This is a genomic window from Dyadobacter luteus (assembly GCF_003383615.1).
Lineage (GTDB): Bacteria > Bacteroidota > Bacteroidia > Cytophagales > Spirosomataceae > Dyadobacter > Dyadobacter luteus.
Map to the genome: position 1 here is coordinate 157,955 of NZ_QNUL01000009.1, position 22,181 is coordinate 180,135.

The following is a 22,181-nucleotide window of genomic DNA, read 5'->3' on the forward strand; positions in this document are numbered from 1 at the left end:
CTTTTTTAAGCACTGTAGATAAGTACCCTCACTGCCGCAATCACCGCAAATAGTTTTAAATAATAATTGAAAAATTATATCATTAAGATATCATTCCATAATTAATCTTGATATAATTCAATAGACAAAATCAAATTGAAAAGCAGACAAGTACAAAAAGAATAAAATCTTTCAGATGCACCCGCATGGTCCGGATGGACTGAGTGATGTGGTATTCTATCGTGCGCTCAGGAATGTGCAGCCTGGCAGCTATCTCTTTTACCGACAATCCTTCAAGACGGTTGAGACGGAAAATTTCCTGAGATTTCAACGGTAGCTGTGCCATTCCATATTTTAGCGCCTGTCGTAAATCTGCCAGAGCGAGTTCTTCCTCTGTTGAGCTATGTTTTTCCCCGAGAATTCTTACCGTTTCCCGGCTATATTCCTGGCGAATCATCTTACTGCGGATATGGTTGAGTACCTTGTATTTCACTGCACTAAACAAAAATTTATTCAGCTCCACAATCTCAACCTGGCCTCTTCTTTCCCACAAATCCACGAAAATATCCTGCACGATTTCTTCAGCATCTTCTTCCAGTTCTGCTTTACGTGCGGCTACCATATAGAGTTTGTGCCAGTAACGACGATAAATTTCCTGAAAGGCATTTTCGTCGCCTTCCCTGAGCAAATCTATCAGTTCTGAATCTGAGACAAACACTTCCTGCATGATTAGCTTCTGATTGGAAAATTTTTATTCAACGAATAAACAACAAAATACCCAAAATTATCAAAAAATGATGCAATTAAAGAGAATTTATATAAAACGGCTGCGAATAGTTTCTCAGTGAGACAAATGCCCGCACTTTAAACTACAAATCCTGGCCGGCAAATGCCGAATGCAGATATTTCTGTTTTTGGTAAGGTTTTTTTGTCAAACCCTTCAAACGAAAAACCATGCACATGAAAAAGTTACTGAGCGAAATTCTGTTGTCAATCGAAGAACGTTTCAATTATAAAAAGATCGAAACCACAAGAGAACATAAGCAAACACTGTATCTGGACACTGAGTATATCGACACTTCATCGACCAAACGGTACATCATTGTCACACCCAATCAGATACATTCCTTCTTTGAAATATGCCTCTACCACTTCCACGAGCAGCATCAGGCAGAAAAGTACTTTCAGCAAAAAACACAGGATCCCAAAGTTGCTGTCAAGGAAGAATTAACTCCGATTATCAGTCTCTGGTTTTATTTCAAACAGGATGAAAATCAAAAACATGAGACTGTGGTTTTTGATACGCTGATCTCGCCCAATCAGAGAATGGATCTTGATGTCGGGGAACTAAGTGTCTTTATCGAAGAGTCCTTTGCCAGTCACGAAGAGAAGCAGATGCAGTTGAGTGCTCTGCGGGGCAAGTAATGTTAAAATCCTGCGCTTTTACTTTTCCGGGGGCTGATGCAGTAGATTAAATCCATCGTAAACTTGGCTTACAGAGATTACAAAAACCTGTAGCAAATCAGGCATGACTGCTGCTGCGAAATCATACATCGATGAAAAACTATCTGTACTGTTTTGCCCTTATATTTCTGTTGAGCTGTTCTGATAACGACATTCCCAGGGACGCGCCGGATTGTGTCAAAAAAGTTATTGAAGGACTAAAGAAAGATCCTGTATCCAAGCCCCCGGCAAAAGTATATCAGTATCAATATGAAGGGCGCACTGTTTACTACCTACCTCCTGCATGTTGTGATGGTATGAGCACACTGATGGATGACGATTGTAACGTCATCTGTAGTCCCGACGGAGGAATCACAGGTGCCGGGGATGCCAAGTGCCCTGAATTCTTCAAAAAAGCAACAAACCAAAAGTTAATCTGGGAAGACTCGCGAAAGTAACTGTGCCTGATTACCTGTAGGTAATTGCTGGCGACTAACCGCTGACAGATATACTTACAACACAATGATTAATAGCACATTACAAAAAACCGGAAACATAAGTCATTTTTCGCTGCAGCCCGGTTCTGTTACTGAGAAATTCATTCAGATTTAATATTGCTTAAAACACGCTATTTTCGCATCGTTAAAACGACCAGAACAATAGTGTATAGTTTCAAAAACGATTATAGCGAAGGCGCGCATCCCAATATCCTCAGAGCTCTCGCCGAAAGCAACAATGTGCAGCAGTCAGGTTATGGCGATGATATGTTCACCACACAGGCCACTGACCTGATCCGACGAAAACTTAAAAACCAGCAGGCCGCAGTACATCTGGTTTCAGGTGGGACTCAGGCAAATCTGACTGTAATTTCGTCTGTACTCAAACCATATGAGTCAGTAGTATCTGCTGCAACAGGGCACATCAATCATCATGAAACCGGTGCAATCGAAGCTACCGGCGTCAGAATTGAAGCAATTGCGACAGAGGATGGTAAGTTATCGCCGGAGCTGATCAATGCTTTTCTTGAAACCGTAGAGCAAGTACACATGCGGCTTCCACGAATGGTATATATTTCTCAGTCGACTGAAGTAGGTACGCACTACATGAAAGAAGAATTGATAGCACTCTGGAACTTTTGCCGGAGGCGCGACCTGTATCTTTTCATGGATGGGGCTCGTCTGGCTTCAGGGCTGGATGCAAGTGATATGCAATTCTCTGACTTAGGAAAATACACCGACGTATTCTACATTGGCGGCACGAAAAATGGTGCTCTGTTGGGTGAAGCAATTGTGATTAATAATCCTGATTTACAAAAAGATTTCAGCTACAATCTGAAAATGCGCGGTGCGCTGCTGGCAAAAGGAAGGCTGTTGGGAATACAATTTACCGAGCTGTTTAAGGATAACTTGTATTTTGCAATTGGTGCACATCTGAACAAAACGGCATCCCGGTTGGCTGAGGCATTTCATCAAAACGGATATGACTTCCTTACGCCTTCCAGAACCAATCAGATCTTCCCTATCTTGCCTTATGCGGTGATCGAAAAACTGAGAGAAAACTATGACTTCTATATCTGGAAAAAGATAGATAGCCAGAATGCAGCAATACGACTGGTAACAAGCTGGGCAACACAGGAGTCTGTGCTTCTGAAATTCATTCAGGATTTGAAAGCCTGCTCCGCCGGATCTAACAGGGTTTAAACCTGATTCGCATACCAAAGCAGAACCAGCTCATTATCTCAAAAGACATTTCATGAAAACCATTCTATATCTCACCGACCTTTATTATCAGGCAAAGGGAAGAGTTTATTACCAGGAGGATCTTTTTATTGTTTCAAAACTCAAAGAGCATTTCAATATCCTGATAGGTAATCCGCAGCAGGTCAATGCTTACCTGAATTGTGCCGATATAATTATCTTCAGAAATACCGGCCCGGTTGCAGCTTACGAGACTTATTTCAACGAATTTGTCGGCCTTGTCAGAGAAAAGAACATACTGACATTCAACTCTTTTGATGGAAAGGCGGATCAGCAGGGCAAACACTACTTGCCTGAACTTACAGCTAGGGGACTGCCTGTAATTAAAACGATTGATAAACTGGAGCATCTGGATCTGCTGGAAAATCCGGAAAAATACATTGTCAAAACGCTCAACGGCGCAGACTCCATCGGAATGGAAATATTGTCTGAGCAAGAACTTCGTAAAGCCGATTTAACAGACCGTCTTATTCAGCCTTTCATTGATTTCGAATATGAGTTATCCTTTTATTATCTGAACAACGACTTTCAGTATGCCCTCTATGCGCCAGACAAAGCCAAGCGCTGGGAACTGACTCGATACGATTTCACAGAAGAGGATATAGCCTTTGCCGATCAGTTCATCAAATGGAATGGACTTACAAGAGGTATTACGCGGGTGGATGCCTGTAGATGTAAAGACGGCTCACTCCAGTTGGTTGAACTCGAAGATCTCAATCCCTATTTATCACTGGATGTTCTCAGCCCCGAAAGCCAGGAACAATTTATCAATAACTGGATAGATGTTTTGAAGTCTGTTTAGCGGTTGGTGTCTATACACACACGTGCAGGGAGCCAGTTAACTTTCCTATAAAAACTGCTGAAACTATCTGACTTTTAGTATAACCAGCTGACTTTTTCAATTGCATTGATTTCTGCAGAATAAAGAGCAATAGCATTATAAAATAACCATATATTTCGGTAATCAAGTAGTTAACGCGAAGGAAGATAGCTTAGAAAGATAATGACTGTATACGATAAAACCTGGCTGATCGAAAGCATCGAAAACGGTAAAAAAATCAAATACCTTTTCTTTTGGGGGCATCAGAAAAGCAGGAGTGGCCAGGTTACCGCAACTTGTTTCAGCCAATGGTATGAATCTTCTTTTGTTATTGACGAAAAAAATACAACACTGCAGAACACTGGATGATGGCTCAAAAGGCAATGTTGTTTGGTGACCTTGATACTTATGATCGGATTCTGAATGCCCGGACGCCTGCTGAAGCGAAGGATCTGGGTCGAAAAGTAAAAAATTTCGATGAAGATGTCTGGAATAAAGAACGTATCAATATAGTGATACAGGGCAACCTACAAAAGTTTGGCCAAAACAAGAACCTGAAAGATTTTTTGCTCAATACGAAAGACAGAGTATTGGTGGAGGCAAGTCCCGTTGATACAATATGGGGAATCGGGCTCGCGGCTGACGATGTCAAAACAGAGAACCCCTCCAAATGGGACGGACTTAATCTACTAGGATTTGCATTAATGACAGCACGTGATATTCTGGGTCAACAACCCCATAAATAGCAAGGTATGCAACACCAACTAAGAGCACATATAGAAAAGATTGTTCCTCTTTCAGATGAAGAGTTTGACTTTGTGCGTGCCCATTTTACAGCAAAAAAATTCAAAAAGCACCAGTACCTGATTCAGGAAGGCTATCCTGTTAAATACCATCATTTTGTAGTATCGGGACTACTTAAACTGGTGTACACCGACGATTCCGGAAAACAGCATATCGTTGCCTTTGCAATGGAAGACTGGTGGGAAACGGATTTTCACGCCTATTATACCCAGACCAACGCAACCATGTCGCTGGAATGTGTAGAGGAAACCGAAGTACTGTGTCTGTCACTGGACGACTACAGAAAACTATGTGATGGTCTTCCTAAAATGGAGCGTTTCTTTCTAGAAAAATCACATTGGGGATTTATAGGTGTGCAAAGACGAATCATTTCCTGGCTCACTTCCAGCGCCAAAGAACGCTACGAACAACTGCTTGCAAAATATCCGCAGCTTGTACAGCGTGTTCCCAAGAGTTTGCTGGCCGCCTATCTGGGCGTATCCAGGGAAACACTCAGCCGACTATCGCGCTAGCGTGATCAACATCACAAAATATACGTGACATTTATCAAGAACTGATTTCACCGATTGCCCGCAACTTTGCAGTGTCAATTTTTAACAACGCCCTGACAGGGCACGAAATCATAATTCTGATAAAATGGAAAAGAGAATCATTAATCCATGGACATGGCAGGATGCGCGCAGCTACGCACAGGCCGTTGAAGTAAAACATGCCGAGGCTACTTTGTATGTTTAAGGACAAACCGCCATCAGCGCAGACGGAATATCCAGCAACCAGGACATGAAATCCCAAATCATACTTGCCATCAAAAACCTGGAACAGGTCATCACCGAGGCCGGATACGAGTGTAAAAACATTGTCAGGCTAAATATTTATACAACCGATACCGCTGAGCTCTGGCCTAATTTCCCTATCATCCAACAATGGGTTGCGCAGCATCAGATTCAGCAGGCCACTACTTTGCTGGAAGTAAAGAGTCTGTTTGAAACACTGAAAGTAGAACTGGAAGCTACTGTGGTGAGATGATAACAACAGTATAAAATCAAATCCTTCAACCTGCCGTTGTACTCATATGATTCAGTATATAAAGGATTGCAGTAATTAGTTTTCTGTTGCACGCAACCCACAACCTGGGATGGCCGTATACGCTCTTGAAACTAATTTTCAATCCTAACAAAACTGAAATGAAAGCTAAAAATTTCATGAGTACCCTTGTCGCCATCGCATGTGCGGCGCTTGTATTCTCATCGTGCAGCGAAAGCACATCCGTTGAGAATGAACCATCATACGACATTACTCAGAAATCGACTTCTCTGGGGAATGTACTTACCGATCAGAAAGGAAGAACGCTCTATTTTTTCACCAAAGATGTGAAAGGTACCTCAGCTTGTACAGGAGGCTGTCTGGATATCTGGCCTATTTTTACAACGGCAACAACCGCCCGCCTGGACACAGGTTTGGTTGCAGGCGACTTTGCCACAATTATACGCGCAGATGGAAAATCTCAGGTGACTTACAAAGGATGGCCTCTTTACTACTATGCTTCAGATGTGGCTGCGGGAGATGTAAAAGGGGAAAATGTCGGAAACGTGTGGTATGTAGCGAAAAAATCCTATTCCATTATGCTGGCTAATACGCAGCTCGTTGGGAATGATGGGAAAAACTACACCGCAGATTACAAAGAGGGTACTGGTGATACGCAGTATTTTGTTGATGCAAACGGTCGTACGCTTTATGCTTTTAACAGGGATAAAAAGAATAAAAACAACTACACCAAATCCGATTTCAGCAACGACGCGACCTGGCCTATATGGTCTACGGATTGGAAGGATGTACCGTCTGTTCTGGATAAAAGCCTGTTCTCAACCATCGATGTTTTTGGCAAAAAGCAAATGACTTACAAAGGCTGGCCACTTTACTACTTCGGTCCTGACAATACAACAAGGGGCTTAACCAAAGGCGTGAGTGTGCCTACACCGGGCGTGTGGCCGATCGTGCAAAAGACCACTACCGAAGCGCCGGAATAATTTCTGTGAATTCACTATCCGTAGTTTCCTGTTCAATTCTTATTCCGGGGAGCTACGGATAACCACGTTTCAATAGTTATTGATCAAAGCTTTGGATCTGTCGAAATAGGTAATGGTTGTTACTATGCCATCCGCAGATAGTTTGCGCACGCAACTGTTATTTGTGTCCGCGATCAGCAAATTACCTTTGCTATCATAGGCCATTCCTTTGGGGAAGTTAAACAAGGCCAGCGTTGACTTTCCATCTTTATAACCCTCTCTGGCTCTTCCGCCTATGTTCTGTCCACATGGGTCAATAAGACCACTTCCTGCCAGGGTTATTACTTTCCCGTCGGCAATTTTGGAAATACGGTGACTCCGATTATCCAGGTATACAACAGCACCCTTATTATCCAGTAACAGCGGTCCCGGATCAAACAGCTCTGCTTTGGCAGTATCTCCCGGCACATATACCGGGCACCACTCGCGTTTATAAGGCTTACCGCCGAGGGTACTCCATGTAAAATCAGCCATATTCAGCTTTCTGACAGCTCTGCTATACCCACCACCCGCATGGATCACATTCCCGTCACGGTCAACCGCAATTCCTGTAACATTGTTAAGTAGCAGCAGTTTCCCATCTGATGTTTTCAATGTACTTACGTTGCCCTGACTGATTTTTCTGATGCAATACCAATTTTCAATCTTTCGGTATCTGCCAGGCACGTTGGGTTCAATCCATGTTTTGCCAGCTTTGGGATCAATCTCTTTCAAAAAAAACAGGGCAGCGTCTGCCGCGTAGATTACATCATTTTGATCAATGTATAAACTCTGAATTTTATTAAACTTGGCCTCCAGTAATTTCCCATCTGCGCCACCGCCATAGTTTTTATCTCCCGAATAAAATTCGATGACACCTGTAGCCTGATTCATTTTCCAGATCGATGAGCCTCCCGAAAAGTACAGCTGATCTTTGCTATCAATTACAATGTCTCCAAAAAAGATATCGGAGACCAATGTCATTTTCCCATCCGGCGCAATTTTAGTAATTCCTCCTTGATGCAACACATATACATTGTCTTTGCTGTCGACAGCAATTTTACGTGGTTGCAATAAAAATGTGGACGGATCCTGCGCACTACCAGTAAATGATAATGACAACAGGAAAAGCGGGAGTAACGCCTTCGCCAGGTAATGTTTTCTCAGAAGTCCTTTCATGAATATTGAGTTGGGTTTTGATAGCAAAACTGTCATCAAAGATATACATAATCACCACATAAAACTTTACTCCGGATCGTCAGCCATAATCAACAATCCCCTCTCGTTCAATTCATTGAAACAAAAAACCGCTCATCAGTATTTCCGATGAGCGGTTGCTTTTGATACAAGACATGTCAAAAACCTGACACAGCTTTATTTTTTATACTGATTAATGCTGGTGCTCTTCAGCTTCAGAAGCTTCAGCCTCACTTGCAAAACCTCTGCCTGCTGTGCTGCCACCACCAAAGAAGATAGCATTTGTAAGTATTCTGCCAGGCGCCAGCCAGTAACCACGGAACGTTGGCGACTCACCAAATATCACTACCGAACCTCTTCCACGGCTATTGCTGACAATCACAGCCTTGTCTTTCACTTCTGATAATGCTTTGGCTGTAGCAAATCCGTTTACCAGTTCTGCGGCAGTAGTTTTCAATAATACATTTGCAGGCGAGGATGCTGTCAATCCTGTTACACTGTTTTTAAGTGTATAGAATTCTTTGGATGTAAAACCATAGCTCAACGGATGCGCAAGGTTGAGCTCTCCACGTACAATCACACCATTCAGACGGCTACCGCTCTGACCGCCACGTTGTGTAGCAACCGGTGCAGCCGGTGTTTCTGCCTGTGAAGCCCTGCCAACAACATTACGTGTTGTTGTAGTACTTTCTGCTGCACCACGCTGTCCGCTATTTCGACCTGCAGCATTTGCAGAAGAAGCCTGGTTAGCGCGGGCTGCGGGTCCTTGTGGTTCAGCAGCGGTTGGGCTCACAGGCGCACCGTTCTGATTTCCGCGACTTTCCCCACCACCAGCAGCAGGTGTCAATGAAGAAGCCCATTGAGCCGCACCACTCAAAGCGACAAGCGTTCCACCATTGTCAACCCAGTCTGTCAGACGTTTGCTTACTTCAGGTGCAAGCTGACCGCTTCCTAAAATGATGGCAGTATATCTTGAAAAATCTACTCTCTCCAGCGACGTGGAACTGATTTTGGTCAATGGGATTCCATGTGTGTTACCAAGTAATGCAGACAACTCGCCTACACTCGTCCAGTTTCCTGCTGCAATCACAGCCACAGAAGGCTTTTTCAAAACACGGATATTGTTACTTCCCAGATCAATCCCAGCCACGCTGAATCCATCGCTGATGGCGTGTACAGTAATGTTTGCCAGTTTTGCAGCTTCGGTGAGGACCTTAAACAATTCATCAGAAGAAATCTCCTGATAAGCCACAGGAACAACAATGGCTCCGGCAGCGAAGCTTTTATTGCCCGCGCTGGTTTTGGTTGTGAACGGACGCTGCGCTACACGCGCCTTCACACCGCGCTGTTGTAAATAATACAAAGCTTTGGGAGAAAGATAATCGTAATAATCAAACGCATACGCAAGCTCTGAACGAGCTGATACCGACCCCGAAAGCGCAGGCACCTCTTTGATTTGTTTGCCTTCCTTCAATACAGATTTCACTTTTGCAAACGGCACGCCATAACCATGAATCGTACTCCATGCAGAGATATCATAAAAAGTAGTGCTGTCAGTAAAACGGTTTGTTTCGTTTTCTTCAAAGATTGATTGAAGCACTCTGAACTGTGGCTGCTTCAAAGGAATTACGTAGGCACTGCCCGGTTCAAATTTCTTACCATCCTGTGAAAAAGAGGAGGTGAGTTCATATACCTGAATCTGGTGTTGCAGCAGATTGTCGATCAGAACATTATTGATACTCTTGTCTTCCTTGCTTCCGAAGACAATGTATTTGGTACCCAATTTTTCAGCCTGCGTTAATGCACTTTTGAAAAACTCTTTCTGATGATTCAGAAAAACACTACGCTCATCGGTAGCAGCACGAACAGCAGCAATACTTGTCAGGAAATTGTCACGCAGGTTTTTGGAGAAAGTCCTTATGCCTGCCGGTGTTTCCAACTGCACGCCTGATGTGGATCCGATCTCCAGGGTTGTACCTGCACCTCCCTGATAATCGGGATAGGTAGAACCATAGATAGGCGAAAGGTTGGTGAAATTTTCTTTCGTATAAAACAATGAACCGATCTTATTCAATGATGCAGAGAAGTATTTGGCAAGGATATTGTTGAGCACATCGTAAGTCCCCGGAGGCAAAATATTGCTCCATGAAGTTAGCGGAGACGGCTCAAAATAATAGGTACTCCCCCCTCCCATTTCGTGGTAATCCAGGTAAACATTAGGATACCATTTGTGATAAAACGCGACGCGGTTGCGGCTCTCAATCTGCGTCAAAGGAAGCCAGTCGCGGTTCAGATCGTTCCAGAAGTGATTGCCGCGGTGAGGTGTAAAACCGCTTCCATGTTCTGCATCCGCAGGATCGGATACCGGCGGCCAGGAATGAAACCCGTTAATATAGTTGGCAGCTCTTTCACGACCGTCAGGATTCTGAGAAGGTTCGATCAGGACAACTGCCTCATTCAAACGGCGCTCAATATCCGGATCCTGGGAGGCTACCAGATAATAGGCTACCAGTACCGAAGCGTCCGTTCCGGCGATCTCACCACCATGTACGTTGTAGGCAAGTTCTACAATTACTTTCTGAGATTTAATATCAACAGAAGCATTAGGATCTACCAGCTTCAAATGTTCTTTTCGGATATCTTCCAGATTCTTCTGGTTTTCAGGTGAGGTCACAAATAGTTTGATCTGCTCTCTGTTTTCCCATGACTTGCCAAACACCTGCAACGAAACACGATCAGATTTTTGATCCAGTAGTTTGAAATACTCTACCACTTTGTCGTAGCGCACCAGTTCGGTACCAATTCTGAAACCGAAAAAAGATTCCGGAGTTGGTATTTCAGCATTGAGCTTGCCCTGATCACGGAAATAATACTCGTCCTGTGCGCTGGCTGCAACCTGCACTGTAAGAAGGGCGAAAATGAAAACTATACCTTTTTTAAACATGGTTATTTATATGAATTGTTGTTAATCTTTTACCTGTCGTTTTCGCAATAGGAATCCGGGAACTAAGCCTTATCTGGCACTTATACCGAAAAGTGGATTATCAGTATCCGGGATTGTTTTCTCCACCCAGATCGGGATCTGCCAGCACGTCTGCCTGTGGGATAGGAAACAACCAGAAATTTTTCTCTACACCCAGTACTTTTTCAGCCTGCCCGGACCGTACCAGATCAAACCAACGATCGCTTTCGAAAGCAAATTCAAGTCGTCTCTCATCCCAGATAGCCTGCAGTACTGCCTCCTTATTGGCATTTCCCACAGCAAACAGTTCTGCATCAGCACGTCCCCGCACAGCATTCAGATCGGCGATAGCTCCCGCCAGATCAGGGGAAGCTTTGCCCGCTCTTGCCTCAGCACGGATCAGGTAGAGTTCAGCAATACGAAGCACATAGGCCGGATCCAGATTGGGAGATACCGTGCGGTACAAATTGCCATAGATATCGGTTCCGCGCGTGGCGATCAGCACTTTTCTGCTACCTCCTTTGGCTGCATTGTTCAACAGATTGATCAGCTCATTGGTCGGTCTGAATTCATACGATCCACGTGGTGTTCCTGAAGCGGGAAACCACGAGCTACCTGAAGTTCCCGTATTGTTAGTAGTTGCCGACAACTCAAATACAGATTCTTTGGTAAGATACGGCGACTGAGAAAATGCGCTGTAGGGTTTTACGAGTTCATACTTAGGATTGCTGATTACGGCTGTAGCTTCTGCTTCGGCCTGCTGATACTGTTTTGTATACAAATACACCTTCGCTCTGACTGCCCGCACGGTGGCACGCTGGATTTTATTCCGCGTCGTATTGTCATCTGCCGGCAATAGCTCCTCTGCTTTGGCAAGATCGCTCAATACCTGCTTGTAGGTATCCTCCAAAGTACTGCGTTTAATGCTTCCCAGTGAAGTCAGATCGGTAGTCGGTGCTAGTTGCAACTGGACACCTCCCCAGCTGCGCGCGAGTGTGAAGTAAGAAAATGCACGAATAAAGTATGCCTCGCCCAGCAGCTTACTTTGTTCGCCGGCAGCAAACGCTTCATCACGTACCTTGGGAATTTCTGATATTGCCCAGTTTGTAATGTTGATCAGCGTATAGTTCGAGCGGAATGCACCTACGATCGCAGAATTGGTAACTGTAAAAGCATTGTTATCCAGCTCTATATTCTGACTTTGACTACCGGCAAAAAAAACGTTATCAGCCGGCAGCACGCCCAATGTAATTGCTGTTGAGTTACTGTAACCTTTTAGATTAGTATAAGCTGAGTTGACAAGCGCACGGGCCGTAGCTGCATCATAAACTGCGTTGGTTGCCAGCAATGAATTGGTAGGTTTCAGATCCAGAAACGACTCACAGGAACCAAGCCAGATCACCGATGCAAACAGCAGAGGACGTATAAAAGGAATGTTCAGTTTGGCTTTCATTAAAGTATTCAATTAAAAAGTAATGTTAAGGATGACTTCAAAAGTGCGGGATTGCGGAACAGTTGCCCAGTCGTAACCTGCTGTGTTCTGATCGGTGCTTTGTGCACTTACTTCGGGATCCAGCCCTTTATAACTTGTCAGCGTCCACAGGTTGGTGGCAGATAATGTCGCTTTCACTCTGGTAAGTTTCAAAGCAGATACGATGCTTCGCGGCAATGTATATCCCAGCGCCACATTTCTCAACCGCAAAAATGATCCGTCTTCCAGGTAGCGGCTGCTCAGATTGGCTACCTGCCCGGTGTAGTTGTTTGCAGGTGAGTTGTTCACAGTAGGATTCAGCGTGTACCTGGTCATCTTAGGGATATCTGTCACATCACCCGGCTTTTGCCAGCGCGCGAGCTGGTTAGCATCAAAACCGATTCCATTCTGGATACCGCCATGTACCAAAAAGAAGTCATGCATATTCAGCAGCTTATTGCCTTGTGTAAAGTAGAAGAACACATTCAGATCGAATCCTTTGTAAGTGACTGTATTGGTGAGTCCTCCTGTGAAACTGGGATTAGCACTACCAAGTATCTGACGGTCAGCATAGGTGATCATGCCATTTTGGTCCACATCGTCATAGACAGCGTTACCCGTCTCACGGTCCACTTCCAACTGCTTGTAAAGAAAAAATGAGTTCACCGGATAACCCTCTCTGAGAATAGAGGTACCGCGGTTGGTTGCGCCAAAGGTCTGTTCCTGAGGAATCTTTTCGATCCGGTTTCTATTGGCTGATATATTGAATTCTGTGGTCCATCTTAAATCGGTGGTATTGACATTGCGGGACTCCACTGAAAGCTCAATTCCCTTGTTACTGATCTCGCTATAATTACGTATTGCTGCGCTATAACCGCTGCGAGATGGCACGGTTACACTCTGAAGTCCGTTGGTTGTATACTTTCTGTAGACGTCAAGTGAAATATTCAGACGGTTCCTGAACACGGAGAAATCAAGTCCCAGATTGGTCTGTTGGGTGGTCTCCCAGGTCAGATCAGGATTAGCAAGGCGGCCCGGCGATATACCCGGCTGATCCAGGTAACCCTGTGAGTTGGCATTCCAGATGGCGAGTGCATCATAGTTTCCGATACCGTTCTGATTTCCCGAATAACCGAAGCTCCCACGTAACTTGACAGCATCAAACACATTCAGATTCTGAATAAACTTCTCTTCTCCCAGGTTCCAGCTTAAACCACCGGCAGGAAAGTAACCCCAGCGAACATTTTGTCCGAAACGGGATGAGCCATCCCCGCGAATGCTGAAATCGGCAGTAAACCTGTCGTTATAGGTATAGGCTGCTTTACCAAAAAAGGAAACCAACCGGTTTTCGCTACGAGAAGAACTACCCGTTGTAACCGCGCCGGAAGATACCTCACGTAAAACATCGAATATGAAGTTGCTTCCTGTTGCATTTATCCCCTGGGATTGCTGCACATTCACCGTGTTTCCCAGCAGTACATTTACATCGTGTTTACCTTTGAAAGTTTTTACATAAGTCAGCAGCTGCTCGGCGGTGTAAACCTGTATCAGACTGTTTGATGTGCTCGCTGCACCATTGGTACTGATAGAAAAATCAGAAAAACTACGTGAACCATTGTTGGTGAAGTCAAAACTGGCGCTGCTACGGAATTTCAGCTCAGGTAAAAAGGTATATTCCCCATATAGGTTGACCGTATTTCTCCATGTCACATAGCTGTTATCCAAATGCTCAATGAGCCTGTTGTGGTTGTTGAATGTAGCATGATTCAGATAGTTGCCATTGTCATCATAGATAGGCAGGAACGAGCGCGGAAAAATCGCGGAGTTGATAATTCCACCCGGATCATTGTCGTTATTGCGGACCTTTGCGCGCTCGGTACGGACTACATTGTAGCTCGTACCCAGTTTTAGCTTGGCAGTAACGTTGTTGTCGTAATTCAGCCTCGCAGAGAAACGCTGAAAAGTATTCGGTTTCACTGTCGACTCCTGCTTTGCATAACCCAAGCCGATATAGTGATTGCTTGTCGCATTTCCTCCGGATACTGACAGCTGATAATCAGATGTGGCAGCTGTCTGAAAAATATCGCTGATACGATCATAGGTGGGCAAGTTGGCAATATTATCTCTGCCAAAATCAGGAGAGCCTTCCCCTGTTTTGAAAGGGTAAACAATATCCCAGTTCGTCGGTTTTTCGCGTGTGAGGTAGGCTGCAAGACTCTCGTTATTGGCCTGTGCGGTATTGACCCAGGTCTCGTTGAGCAGTTCACCTGTCTGCGGTCCTGTCGCACTTTTGAATTTATTTACCGGATTGGCCCAGCCTTGTTTCACTGACAGATTGATCTTGGAAGCCGTATTTCTTTTTCCGCGCTTGGTAGTAACCACAACCACACCGTTAGATCCCTGAGATCCGTAGATAGCCGTTGCATTTGCATCTTTCAAAAGCGTAATACTTTCAATATCAGCGGGATTAATATCAGCCAAAGGATTCGACAACAGGTTTCCCCCTCCACCCGTAACAGGTAAAGTTGTATTCAGAAACACGCCATCCACTACGTACAAAGGGCTCACGCTTCCTCCAATTGAGTTGTTACCCCGGATTACAAAACTTACTCCTCCGCCCGGTGTTCCCGAAGTTGCAGTAATCTGCGCGCCAGTCGCTTTACCCTGCAACAGTTTCAGAAAGTCCTGATCCGTCTGATTGGTATTCGCCTCAGAAAAACCAATTTTTGTGATAGCTCCGCTTATGGATTTATTCTGCTGAACGGTGTATCCGGTAACGACTACTTCATTCAGAAAACTAAGATCTTCCGACAGGGAAACACTAATAGGTTTTGAAAAATCATTGACGGTAACTTCCTGCTTTTTATAGCCTATAAATGAGAAACTTAAAACTACCGGTAAACGCTGTACGTTGATCGTGAATTTGCCATCCACATCGGTAATAGCGCCGTTGGTGGTTCCCGAATGTATGATAGAAACCCCAACTAGTGGTGCCTGCTTGTCGGAGTCGAGTACAACTCCTGTGATAGCGCCGGATGATTTACCAGCGGTTTGAGCATAAATAAAAGTTGTTGACCCAAGCAGCCACACTGCTACCAGCCAAAACACCTTCCGGGAAGAATAATACATTGTTTTGAAGAATTGATTACGATTTTGTTAGAGATACCAGGGCATAAGATGACCAGTCCTGACTGATAAAAAGATCAGCAGAGAATTGAATTTAGAAACAGGCAGTACGTCAATCCGACCGCAGCCGACTGCAGGAACCCGTTCAAAAATACGTTGAGAAGAAAATCAACAACTGCCCCAGGACGGGTAAACAGTGGCCGCGCTAAAATACATAGATGCTGAAGTGCAGGAAACGGATTTCCCTACACCGACGATTTGAAGGTAAAACGATTGATTCATGGAAAGGATGTTAGTAAATATTAATCATTTGGTTTAAGGAATAATCGGCTCTCAGAGATACACACTCTATTAATAGTACCCTCTAATGCTTATGCATAAAGCCCTTGCGAATTGGCATCAAAAGAAATCAGTCAATGAAAGTAGAATACATATCCTATAACTTTAATAGACGGATAGCAAAATAGCATAGACAAATTGTAACAGCCAAGCTACATAAGTGTTATTCGGAGATCTTACCACCACATTTTCTGTTTCCCTGCCACTAGTTCCTGACAAAATCCTATTTTTTATTACCATTTAAAAAAATACGCTTATGATTTCTGAAAACCACAGCGTCTGATCAACGCTACCACGCTGGTGGTACACTATCAAATTAAGCCATGTCAATAGCGCTACGGCATCTGTGAACGTGCTAATTTGGACAATTTACGGTATATCATTGTCTTCCGATTTTCTTATGAGTTCGATTGTAATTGCCCATGAGCATCCCGACTGGTTCAAACCCTTGTTCAGGGAACTGACTGCACGCGAGATTGATTTTGAAACCATTAATCCCACACAGCATTATTTTTTACCTGAGCAGCAAGATTTCCCTTTTCAGGTACTGTTTAACAGAATGAGTCCTTCGGCATACCTGCGCTCGGGATTGCAAGGTATTTTTTACACATCCAATTATCTCAAACACCTGGAGAATAACGGAGTTAGGGTGATCAACGGGTCACAGGCTTTTAGATTTGAGACTTCAAAAGCACTGCAATTGATTCTACTGGATCAGTTAGGTATAAATTATCCTAAGTCCAGAGTAGTGAACCACCTTTCTCAGATTGTAGCAGCTACCTCTGGATTACGTTTTCCGATTGTTGTGAAAGCAAACATCGGTGGCAGCGGGGCTGGTATTGAAAAGTTTGAAACGATTCAGCAGCTCACCGAAGCAGTTGAAAATAACAAAATTGATTTTGGCGTAGATCATACAGCGCTGGTTCAGGAATTTGTGCCTGCCCGGGGAGGGTATATTACCAGGGTGGAGACGCTCGGAGGCAAATACCTGTACGCGATCCGGGTGCACCTGACTGGAGAATCCTTTAACCTTTGCCCGGCTGATATTTGCCAGACTACCGACGGACAGCAGCTTGTCCGGAATGCCTGTGCGCTGGATGCTCCGGCAAACGGGCTAAAAGTGGAGGCATTTACACCTGACGACGCTGTGATTGAAACCATAGAGTCCATCGTTCAACACTGTGGAATTGATGTCGGTGGTATTGAGTATATCATTGATGACCGCAATGGAGAAATACTTTATTATGACATCAATGCGCTCTCTAACTTCGTAGCTGACGCAGTGAACGTGATTGGCTTTGATCCGCACCAAAGACTCGCGGATTTCATTGAATATACGCTTTCTAAAACTTCACAGAAAAAAACTCAACTATCACAAATATGAGATATGGATATTGGCTTCCTGTATTCGGAGGCTGGCTGAGAAACGTCGACGATGAGCAAATGCAGCCTACCTGGGAATATGCCAAACGGCTGGCAATAACAGCAGATCGGCTTCGATCTGACATTGATTGCCGAGCTGAATCTGAACGACATTAAAGGAGAAGAATCTGCGTCTTTGGATGCCTGGTCAACAGCAGCTGCGCTGGCCGCGGTTACTAGCCGTCAGGAAATCATGGTGGCTGTCCGGCCAACATTTCACAACCCAGCCCTGCTGGCCAAACAAGCAGCAAACATTGACCATATCAGTAATGGCAGATTATCGTTAAACCTGGTTTCCTCCTGGTGGAAAGATGAAGCAGAGAAATATGGAGTACATTTCGAGCAGCACGACGACCGCTACGCAAGATCTGCCGAGTGGCTTACCGTTCTTGACAATGTATGGAAAAAAGACCGCTATACATTCTCGGGCAAATATTACAACGTCAAAGATAATCTTCTCTTTCCCAAGCCAGTTTCCAAACCCCGCCCTCCTATCTATGCCGGAGGGGAATCGGAAGCTGCCAAAGAACTTATTTCTTCCTTTTGTGATGGATATGTAATGCATGGAGACTCGCCGGAGATAATAGCCAGACGTATAGATGATATGAGAGAACGACGGGAACGCAAAGGTTTGCCTCCGATGCAGTTTGGCGTTTCAGCGTACGCTATCGTCAGAAACACCGAAGCCGAAACACGCAGGGAACTCGACCGCATCACAAGCATTAAGGCCGATAGTCCCGGCTATAAAAACTATGAACAATGGCTTTCAGGTACACAGTTGGAACAGCAACTTTCTTTACAGGATTATGCAGTATCAAACCGGGGACTGCGTAGCGGGCTTGTTGGTACACCGTGGCAGGTTCAGGACAGAATTGCTGAATTCGAGAAAATAGGCGTTGATTTTCTGCTATTGCAAAGCAGTCCTCAGATAGAAGAAATGAACAATTTTGCCGAAAATATCATTCAGATAGTCTCAGCTTGATAAAGCGGACATGGATGTTTTCGTACATTCAATACATAGTAGCGTACCCATACAGTAAAGCAATGAATTTAAAAAAACCAATCAACCAACTTATTGAAGAACATCAGACTGAAACCAAAACAGGGTTACGGCGATCACTGGGTCCTGTTAACCTTATAACGCTGGGAATAGGTGCGATTGTAGGCGCAGGAATATTCTCACTGACAGGCATCGTCGCTTCTGAAAACGCGGGGCCGGCTGTTATTTTGTCTTTTGTTCTGGCTGCGGTTGCATGCGGATTTTGTGCGTTGAGCTATGCCGAATTTGCCTCCATGATTCCTGTGGCCGGATCGGCATATACCTACACCTATGCAACCCTGGGTGAGTTTATGGCATGGATTATCGGCTGGGACCTGGTCCTGGAATATGCTTTGGCATCAGCAACAGTAGCGGTAAGCTGGTCTAGCTACGCAGTTAAGTTTCTGGCGCAATTTGGTGCTGATTTACCGCCCGAGCTGATCACCTCTCCGTTTGACCCGGTGCAACTATCAGACGGCACCGTATTCACTAGTGGTATTATCAACCTTCCGGCCGTGGTGATTGTATCCTTACTTTCGCTTTTTTTGGTAAAGGGAACAAAAGAATCTGCCTCGCTGAACAACTTTCTGGTCATTCTTAAAGTCTGTGTGATCATACTCTTTATAGCACTGGGCTGGTCATTTATTAACCGCGATAATTACACCCCGTTCATTCCCGAAAACACGGGAGAATTTGGTCACTTCGGCTGGTCGGGTATTGTACGCGGAGCCGCTGTGGTGTTCTTTGGCTTTATCGGTTTCGACGCCGTGTCAACTACAGCCCAGGAAGCAAAAAATCCTCAGAAGGATATGCCGATCGGAATAATCGGTTGTCTGCTGGTTGCCACCATTCTGTACGTTTCGTTTTCCTACGTGATGACAGGACTTGTGCCCTATACTGAGTTTTTAGGAGATGCCAGTCCCGCAGCTACCGCTTTCGCGGTAACAGGTTATCATTTTCTCAACAGCGCTTTGGTCATTGCGATTCTTGCCGGGTATACATCTGTGATTCTGGTAATGCTGATGGGACAATCACGGGTTTTTTACAGTATGTCCAAAGATGGCCTGCTGCCAGCGTTTTTCAGCGACGTGCATCCCCGTTACAAAACACCCTGGAAAAGCAATTTATTCTTCCTTGTTTTTGTATCTGCGCTTGCCGGCTTTGTACCCATCTCTGATCTGGGCCACATGGTGAGTATAGGAACCCTTTTTGCATTCTCACTTGTATCGCTTGGTGTGATTATCTTGCGCTACAAACAACCTGAAATCCACCGGTCGTTCAAAGTCCCGGGTGTTCCTTTTGTCCCGATCATTGGCATTGGAATCTGCGTGTTTCTGATGGCAGGATTGCCTCTGGAGAGTTGGGAAAGACTGTTTGTGTGGATGGGCATCGGAATCGCCTTTTATTTTTTATACGGAAAAAAACACAGCAAACTCGGTCAGCAGAATTCAAACAATCAACCTAAATAAATCAGACGATTACAGGACAGTTCCCTATGGAGCTGTCCCTTTTTTTGACGGTCAAATCATACCGGGTTGTTACAAATCCAATAACCTGTTTTTCTTCCTCCCGCATACTCAGCGGCCCATTTTGACTACAAATCCCCTCAGTTAGACTACAAACACAAGTCAGGACGTAGCGACCTTTGATGTATCATAAAAAAAGAAATAAGACATGATACATCAAAATGAAAAGGCTCCGAAAATATGGTTTATAACAGGTACTTCACGTGGATTCGGACGCGTTTGGACGGAAGCTATCCTGCAACGCGGCGATAAAGTAGCAGCCACAGCACGCTCGCTGGAAAGTATTGCTGACTTCAAAGAAAAATACGGCGATAATGTGCTGACACTTGAACTGGATGTTACCAACCCAGGTCAGGTGAAAGAGGCTGTTGAGCGGGCTCACGCACATTTCGGAAGGCTCGATATTGTACTCAACAACGCTGGTTATTCACTGGTTGCGACGATCGAAGAAGCAGAGCCGGATGAAGTAAAGGCGATGTACGAAACAAATATCTTTGGTCCCTTGGCAGTGATCAAAGCTGCATTGCCACTTTTAAGAAAACAGGGTGGCGGTCACATTATGGGGACCTCCAGCAACCTTGGCCATGTTACGCTTCCTGTCATCGGCTATTACGCTTCATCCAAATGGGCATTTGAATCGATACATGAAAGTCTGGCTATGGAGGTCAAAGATTTTGGAATAAAAGTAACTATTATCGAGCCGGGTGCTTACGCAACAGAGTTTGGAAGTCAGGAGTCGCTGAAATTCTCCGCCGGGATGGATATCTATACTGATTTCAAGAATCAATTCTTCCAGCAACTGCAGAGTCTTGAAAGAGGTGATCCCGCAGCAACGCCACAGGCTATTTTACAGATCGCCGATGCAGAAAATCCACCGCTTCGTTTCTTTCTGGGAAGCCATAATCTCCCCGGAGTTAAGCAGGCCTACGGGGAAAGGATCTCAGTTTGGGAAGAATGGGATTCACTGGCCAGCTCGGCCCAGGGTCAGGCGAAATAACTTTCAACACCCTTCTATTAAAAATCAACGCCGGCCGGCACATTCTGTGTCGGGCCGGCGTTATATGAATTCAAACACGGACAACATGTCAAACCATCATCAATTCGTCTCTATATCCGATGCACACAGGGCTTTTGGTTTACCCAAACCACTTCATCCGCTGATCAGTCTGCTCAATCAGAACGAAGATCCCGTGCAACTGAATACTTTCCCGGATACACATGTGCTGACGTTTTATAAAATCTCCTACAAGCCAAAACTCAGCGGCAAGGTGCGCTACGGACAGGATTACTATGATTTCGATGAAGGCGGGCTCTTGTTTGCAGCACCAAATCAGATTATCGGAGGACTGGAGGATGATGCCAGTAACTCTATCCCATGCTCGTCTCATACGCTGTTGATCCATCCGGATTTTCTGTGGAATCATCCTCTGGCGAAAAAAATCCGTCAGTATGGTTTTTTCTATTACACGACCAACGAGGCGCTGCACCTTTCCGAATCAGAGAGAGATACGATTATTTCTGTTTTTGAAATGATTGGCAATGAACTCAAAGGAAGGATTGATGATTTCAGCCAGCAGATTATCATCTCCCAAATCGAACTGCTGCTCAACTACGCCGAACGCTTTTACAGACGCCAGTTTATTACCCGCAAATCAGTGAGCAACGAACTGATGCAAAAACTGGACGATGTTGTGGCAGATTACTTTGACAAAGAGGTAACGACCAACCAGGGACTACCCACGGTTAACTACATTGCCGAACAGATGAATCTTTCGCCGAGCTATCTGAGTGACATGCTCCGCTCTCTGATCGGTTTGAATGCCCAGCAGTACCTGCACAGCAAGCTCATTGACAAAGCCAAAGAAAAGCTATCGACCACCAATCTTTCTGTAAGTGAGGTTGCTTTTGCATTGGGATTCGAGCATTCACAATCTTTCAGCAAACTGTTTAAAACAAAAACAAACCTGTCTCCTTTGGAGTTTAGAAGGTCGTTTAACTAACAAGCATAACCACAGATGGCTTGATATGATCACAAATCAGCGGTTTGTAACTTCTTTGAACCATGAGATTCTATCCTCCAACATGCCGGTCAGCAAATTATAACTGCTAGAGATACAGCAACAGCCTGCTTCTGGCCGATTCCGAAATTTTCTTCCCCCAGCAAATAGCACTTTAAGAAGGGCAACACGTCACAAATTGATCAATCAGAAGAAAAAATAGAATATCATCCAGTTCAGCGCCGGGAGTTGGT

Annotated in this window: 18 protein-coding genes; 13 read left to right on the forward strand and 5 right to left on the reverse strand. The window is 44.7% G+C overall.

The features are described from left to right. Positions 1-130: 130 nt before the first annotated feature. Positions 131-706: an RNA polymerase sigma-70 factor gene (locus DSL64_RS13615; RefSeq protein WP_115831456.1), complete on the reverse strand. Its 576-nt coding sequence runs from the start codon at positions 704-706 to the stop codon at positions 131-133. A 233-nt stretch (positions 707-939) separates the two neighbouring features. Here DSL64_RS13615 and DSL64_RS13620 point away from each other — a divergent pair, with 233 nt between their 5' ends. From DSL64_RS13620 to DSL64_RS13655, 8 genes are all read left to right on the forward strand, one after another. Beyond that, positions 940-1,404, forward strand: a complete 465-nt coding sequence (locus DSL64_RS13620; RefSeq protein WP_147300363.1) for a hypothetical protein — start codon at positions 940-942, stop codon at positions 1,402-1,404. A 131-nt stretch (positions 1,405-1,535) separates the two neighbouring features. Continuing rightward, complete coding sequence (locus DSL64_RS13625) at positions 1,536-1,880, forward strand: DUF6970 domain-containing protein (RefSeq protein ID WP_229217077.1); 345 nt, start codon at positions 1,536-1,538, stop codon at positions 1,878-1,880. A gap of 156 nt (positions 1,881-2,036) precedes the next feature. Continuing rightward, entirely contained in the window at positions 2,037-3,122 is a 1,086-nt protein-coding gene (locus DSL64_RS13630; protein ID WP_229217078.1) for a threonine aldolase family protein, read from the forward strand. 52 nt (positions 3,123-3,174) lie between these two features. After that, positions 3,175-3,981, forward strand: a complete 807-nt coding sequence (locus tag DSL64_RS13635; RefSeq protein ID WP_115831458.1) for a hypothetical protein — start codon at positions 3,175-3,177, stop codon at positions 3,979-3,981. Positions 3,982-4,364: 383 nt separating this feature from the next. Next, positions 4,365-4,745: a riboflavin biosynthesis intermediates N-glycosidase gene (gene ybiA / locus DSL64_RS13640; protein ID WP_229217079.1), complete on the forward strand. Its 381-nt coding sequence runs from the start codon at positions 4,365-4,367 to the stop codon at positions 4,743-4,745. 6 nt (positions 4,746-4,751) lie between these two features. Continuing rightward, a complete protein-coding gene (locus DSL64_RS13645; RefSeq protein ID WP_115831459.1) occupies positions 4,752-5,315 on the forward strand; it encodes a Crp/Fnr family transcriptional regulator in 564 nt (187 codons plus the stop codon). A 235-nt stretch (positions 5,316-5,550) separates the two neighbouring features. Continuing rightward, on the forward strand, positions 5,551-5,829 hold the full coding sequence (locus tag DSL64_RS29280; RefSeq protein WP_310587846.1) for a RidA family protein: 279 nt from the start codon (positions 5,551-5,553) through the stop codon (positions 5,827-5,829). A 158-nt stretch (positions 5,830-5,987) separates the two neighbouring features. Continuing rightward, positions 5,988-6,830: a hypothetical protein gene (locus DSL64_RS13655; RefSeq protein WP_229217081.1), complete on the forward strand. Its 843-nt coding sequence runs from the start codon at positions 5,988-5,990 to the stop codon at positions 6,828-6,830. Positions 6,831-6,899: 69 nt separating this feature from the next. Here DSL64_RS13655 and DSL64_RS13660 read toward each other — a convergent pair whose 3' ends face one another. From DSL64_RS13660 to DSL64_RS13675, 4 genes are all read right to left on the reverse strand, one after another. Further along, positions 6,900-8,027: an NHL repeat-containing protein gene (locus DSL64_RS13660; protein ID WP_158547922.1), complete on the reverse strand. Its 1,128-nt coding sequence runs from the start codon at positions 8,025-8,027 to the stop codon at positions 6,900-6,902. Between the two features lie 211 nt (positions 8,028-8,238). Continuing rightward, positions 8,239-10,989 (reverse strand): M14 family metallopeptidase, encoded by a 2,751-nt coding sequence (locus DSL64_RS13665; protein ID WP_115831461.1) that lies wholly within the window; start codon positions 10,987-10,989, stop codon positions 8,239-8,241. Between the two features lie 100 nt (positions 10,990-11,089). After that, positions 11,090-12,460 carry a RagB/SusD family nutrient uptake outer membrane protein gene (locus tag DSL64_RS13670; RefSeq protein WP_115831462.1) on the reverse strand — a complete coding sequence of 457 codons (1,371 nt, stop codon included), beginning with the start codon at positions 12,458-12,460 and terminating at the stop codon, positions 11,090-11,092. 12 nt (positions 12,461-12,472) lie between these two features. Further along, positions 12,473-15,607, reverse strand: a complete 3,135-nt coding sequence (locus DSL64_RS13675; protein ID WP_115831463.1) for a SusC/RagA family TonB-linked outer membrane protein — start codon at positions 15,605-15,607, stop codon at positions 12,473-12,475. Positions 15,608-16,343: 736 nt separating this feature from the next. On the opposite strand from DSL64_RS13675, the gene DSL64_RS13680 reads away from it, so the two are divergent. From DSL64_RS13680 to DSL64_RS13700, 5 genes are all read left to right on the forward strand, one after another. Further along, complete coding sequence (locus DSL64_RS13680) at positions 16,344-17,327, forward strand: ATP-grasp domain-containing protein (RefSeq protein ID WP_115831464.1); 984 nt, start codon at positions 16,344-16,346, stop codon at positions 17,325-17,327. 123 nt (positions 17,328-17,450) lie between these two features. Continuing rightward, entirely contained in the window at positions 17,451-18,347 is an 897-nt protein-coding gene (locus DSL64_RS13685) for an LLM class flavin-dependent oxidoreductase (RefSeq protein WP_229217082.1), read from the forward strand. A gap of 62 nt (positions 18,348-18,409) precedes the next feature. After that, complete coding sequence (locus DSL64_RS13690) at positions 18,410-19,873, forward strand: amino acid permease (RefSeq protein ID WP_115831465.1); 1,464 nt, start codon at positions 18,410-18,412, stop codon at positions 19,871-19,873. Between the two features lie 205 nt (positions 19,874-20,078). Beyond that, positions 20,079-20,927, forward strand: a complete 849-nt coding sequence (locus DSL64_RS13695) for an SDR family NAD(P)-dependent oxidoreductase (RefSeq protein WP_115831466.1) — start codon at positions 20,079-20,081, stop codon at positions 20,925-20,927. A gap of 85 nt (positions 20,928-21,012) precedes the next feature. Further along, entirely contained in the window at positions 21,013-21,930 is a 918-nt protein-coding gene (locus tag DSL64_RS13700) for a helix-turn-helix domain-containing protein (protein WP_115831492.1), read from the forward strand. Positions 21,931-22,181 lie beyond the last annotated feature (251 nt).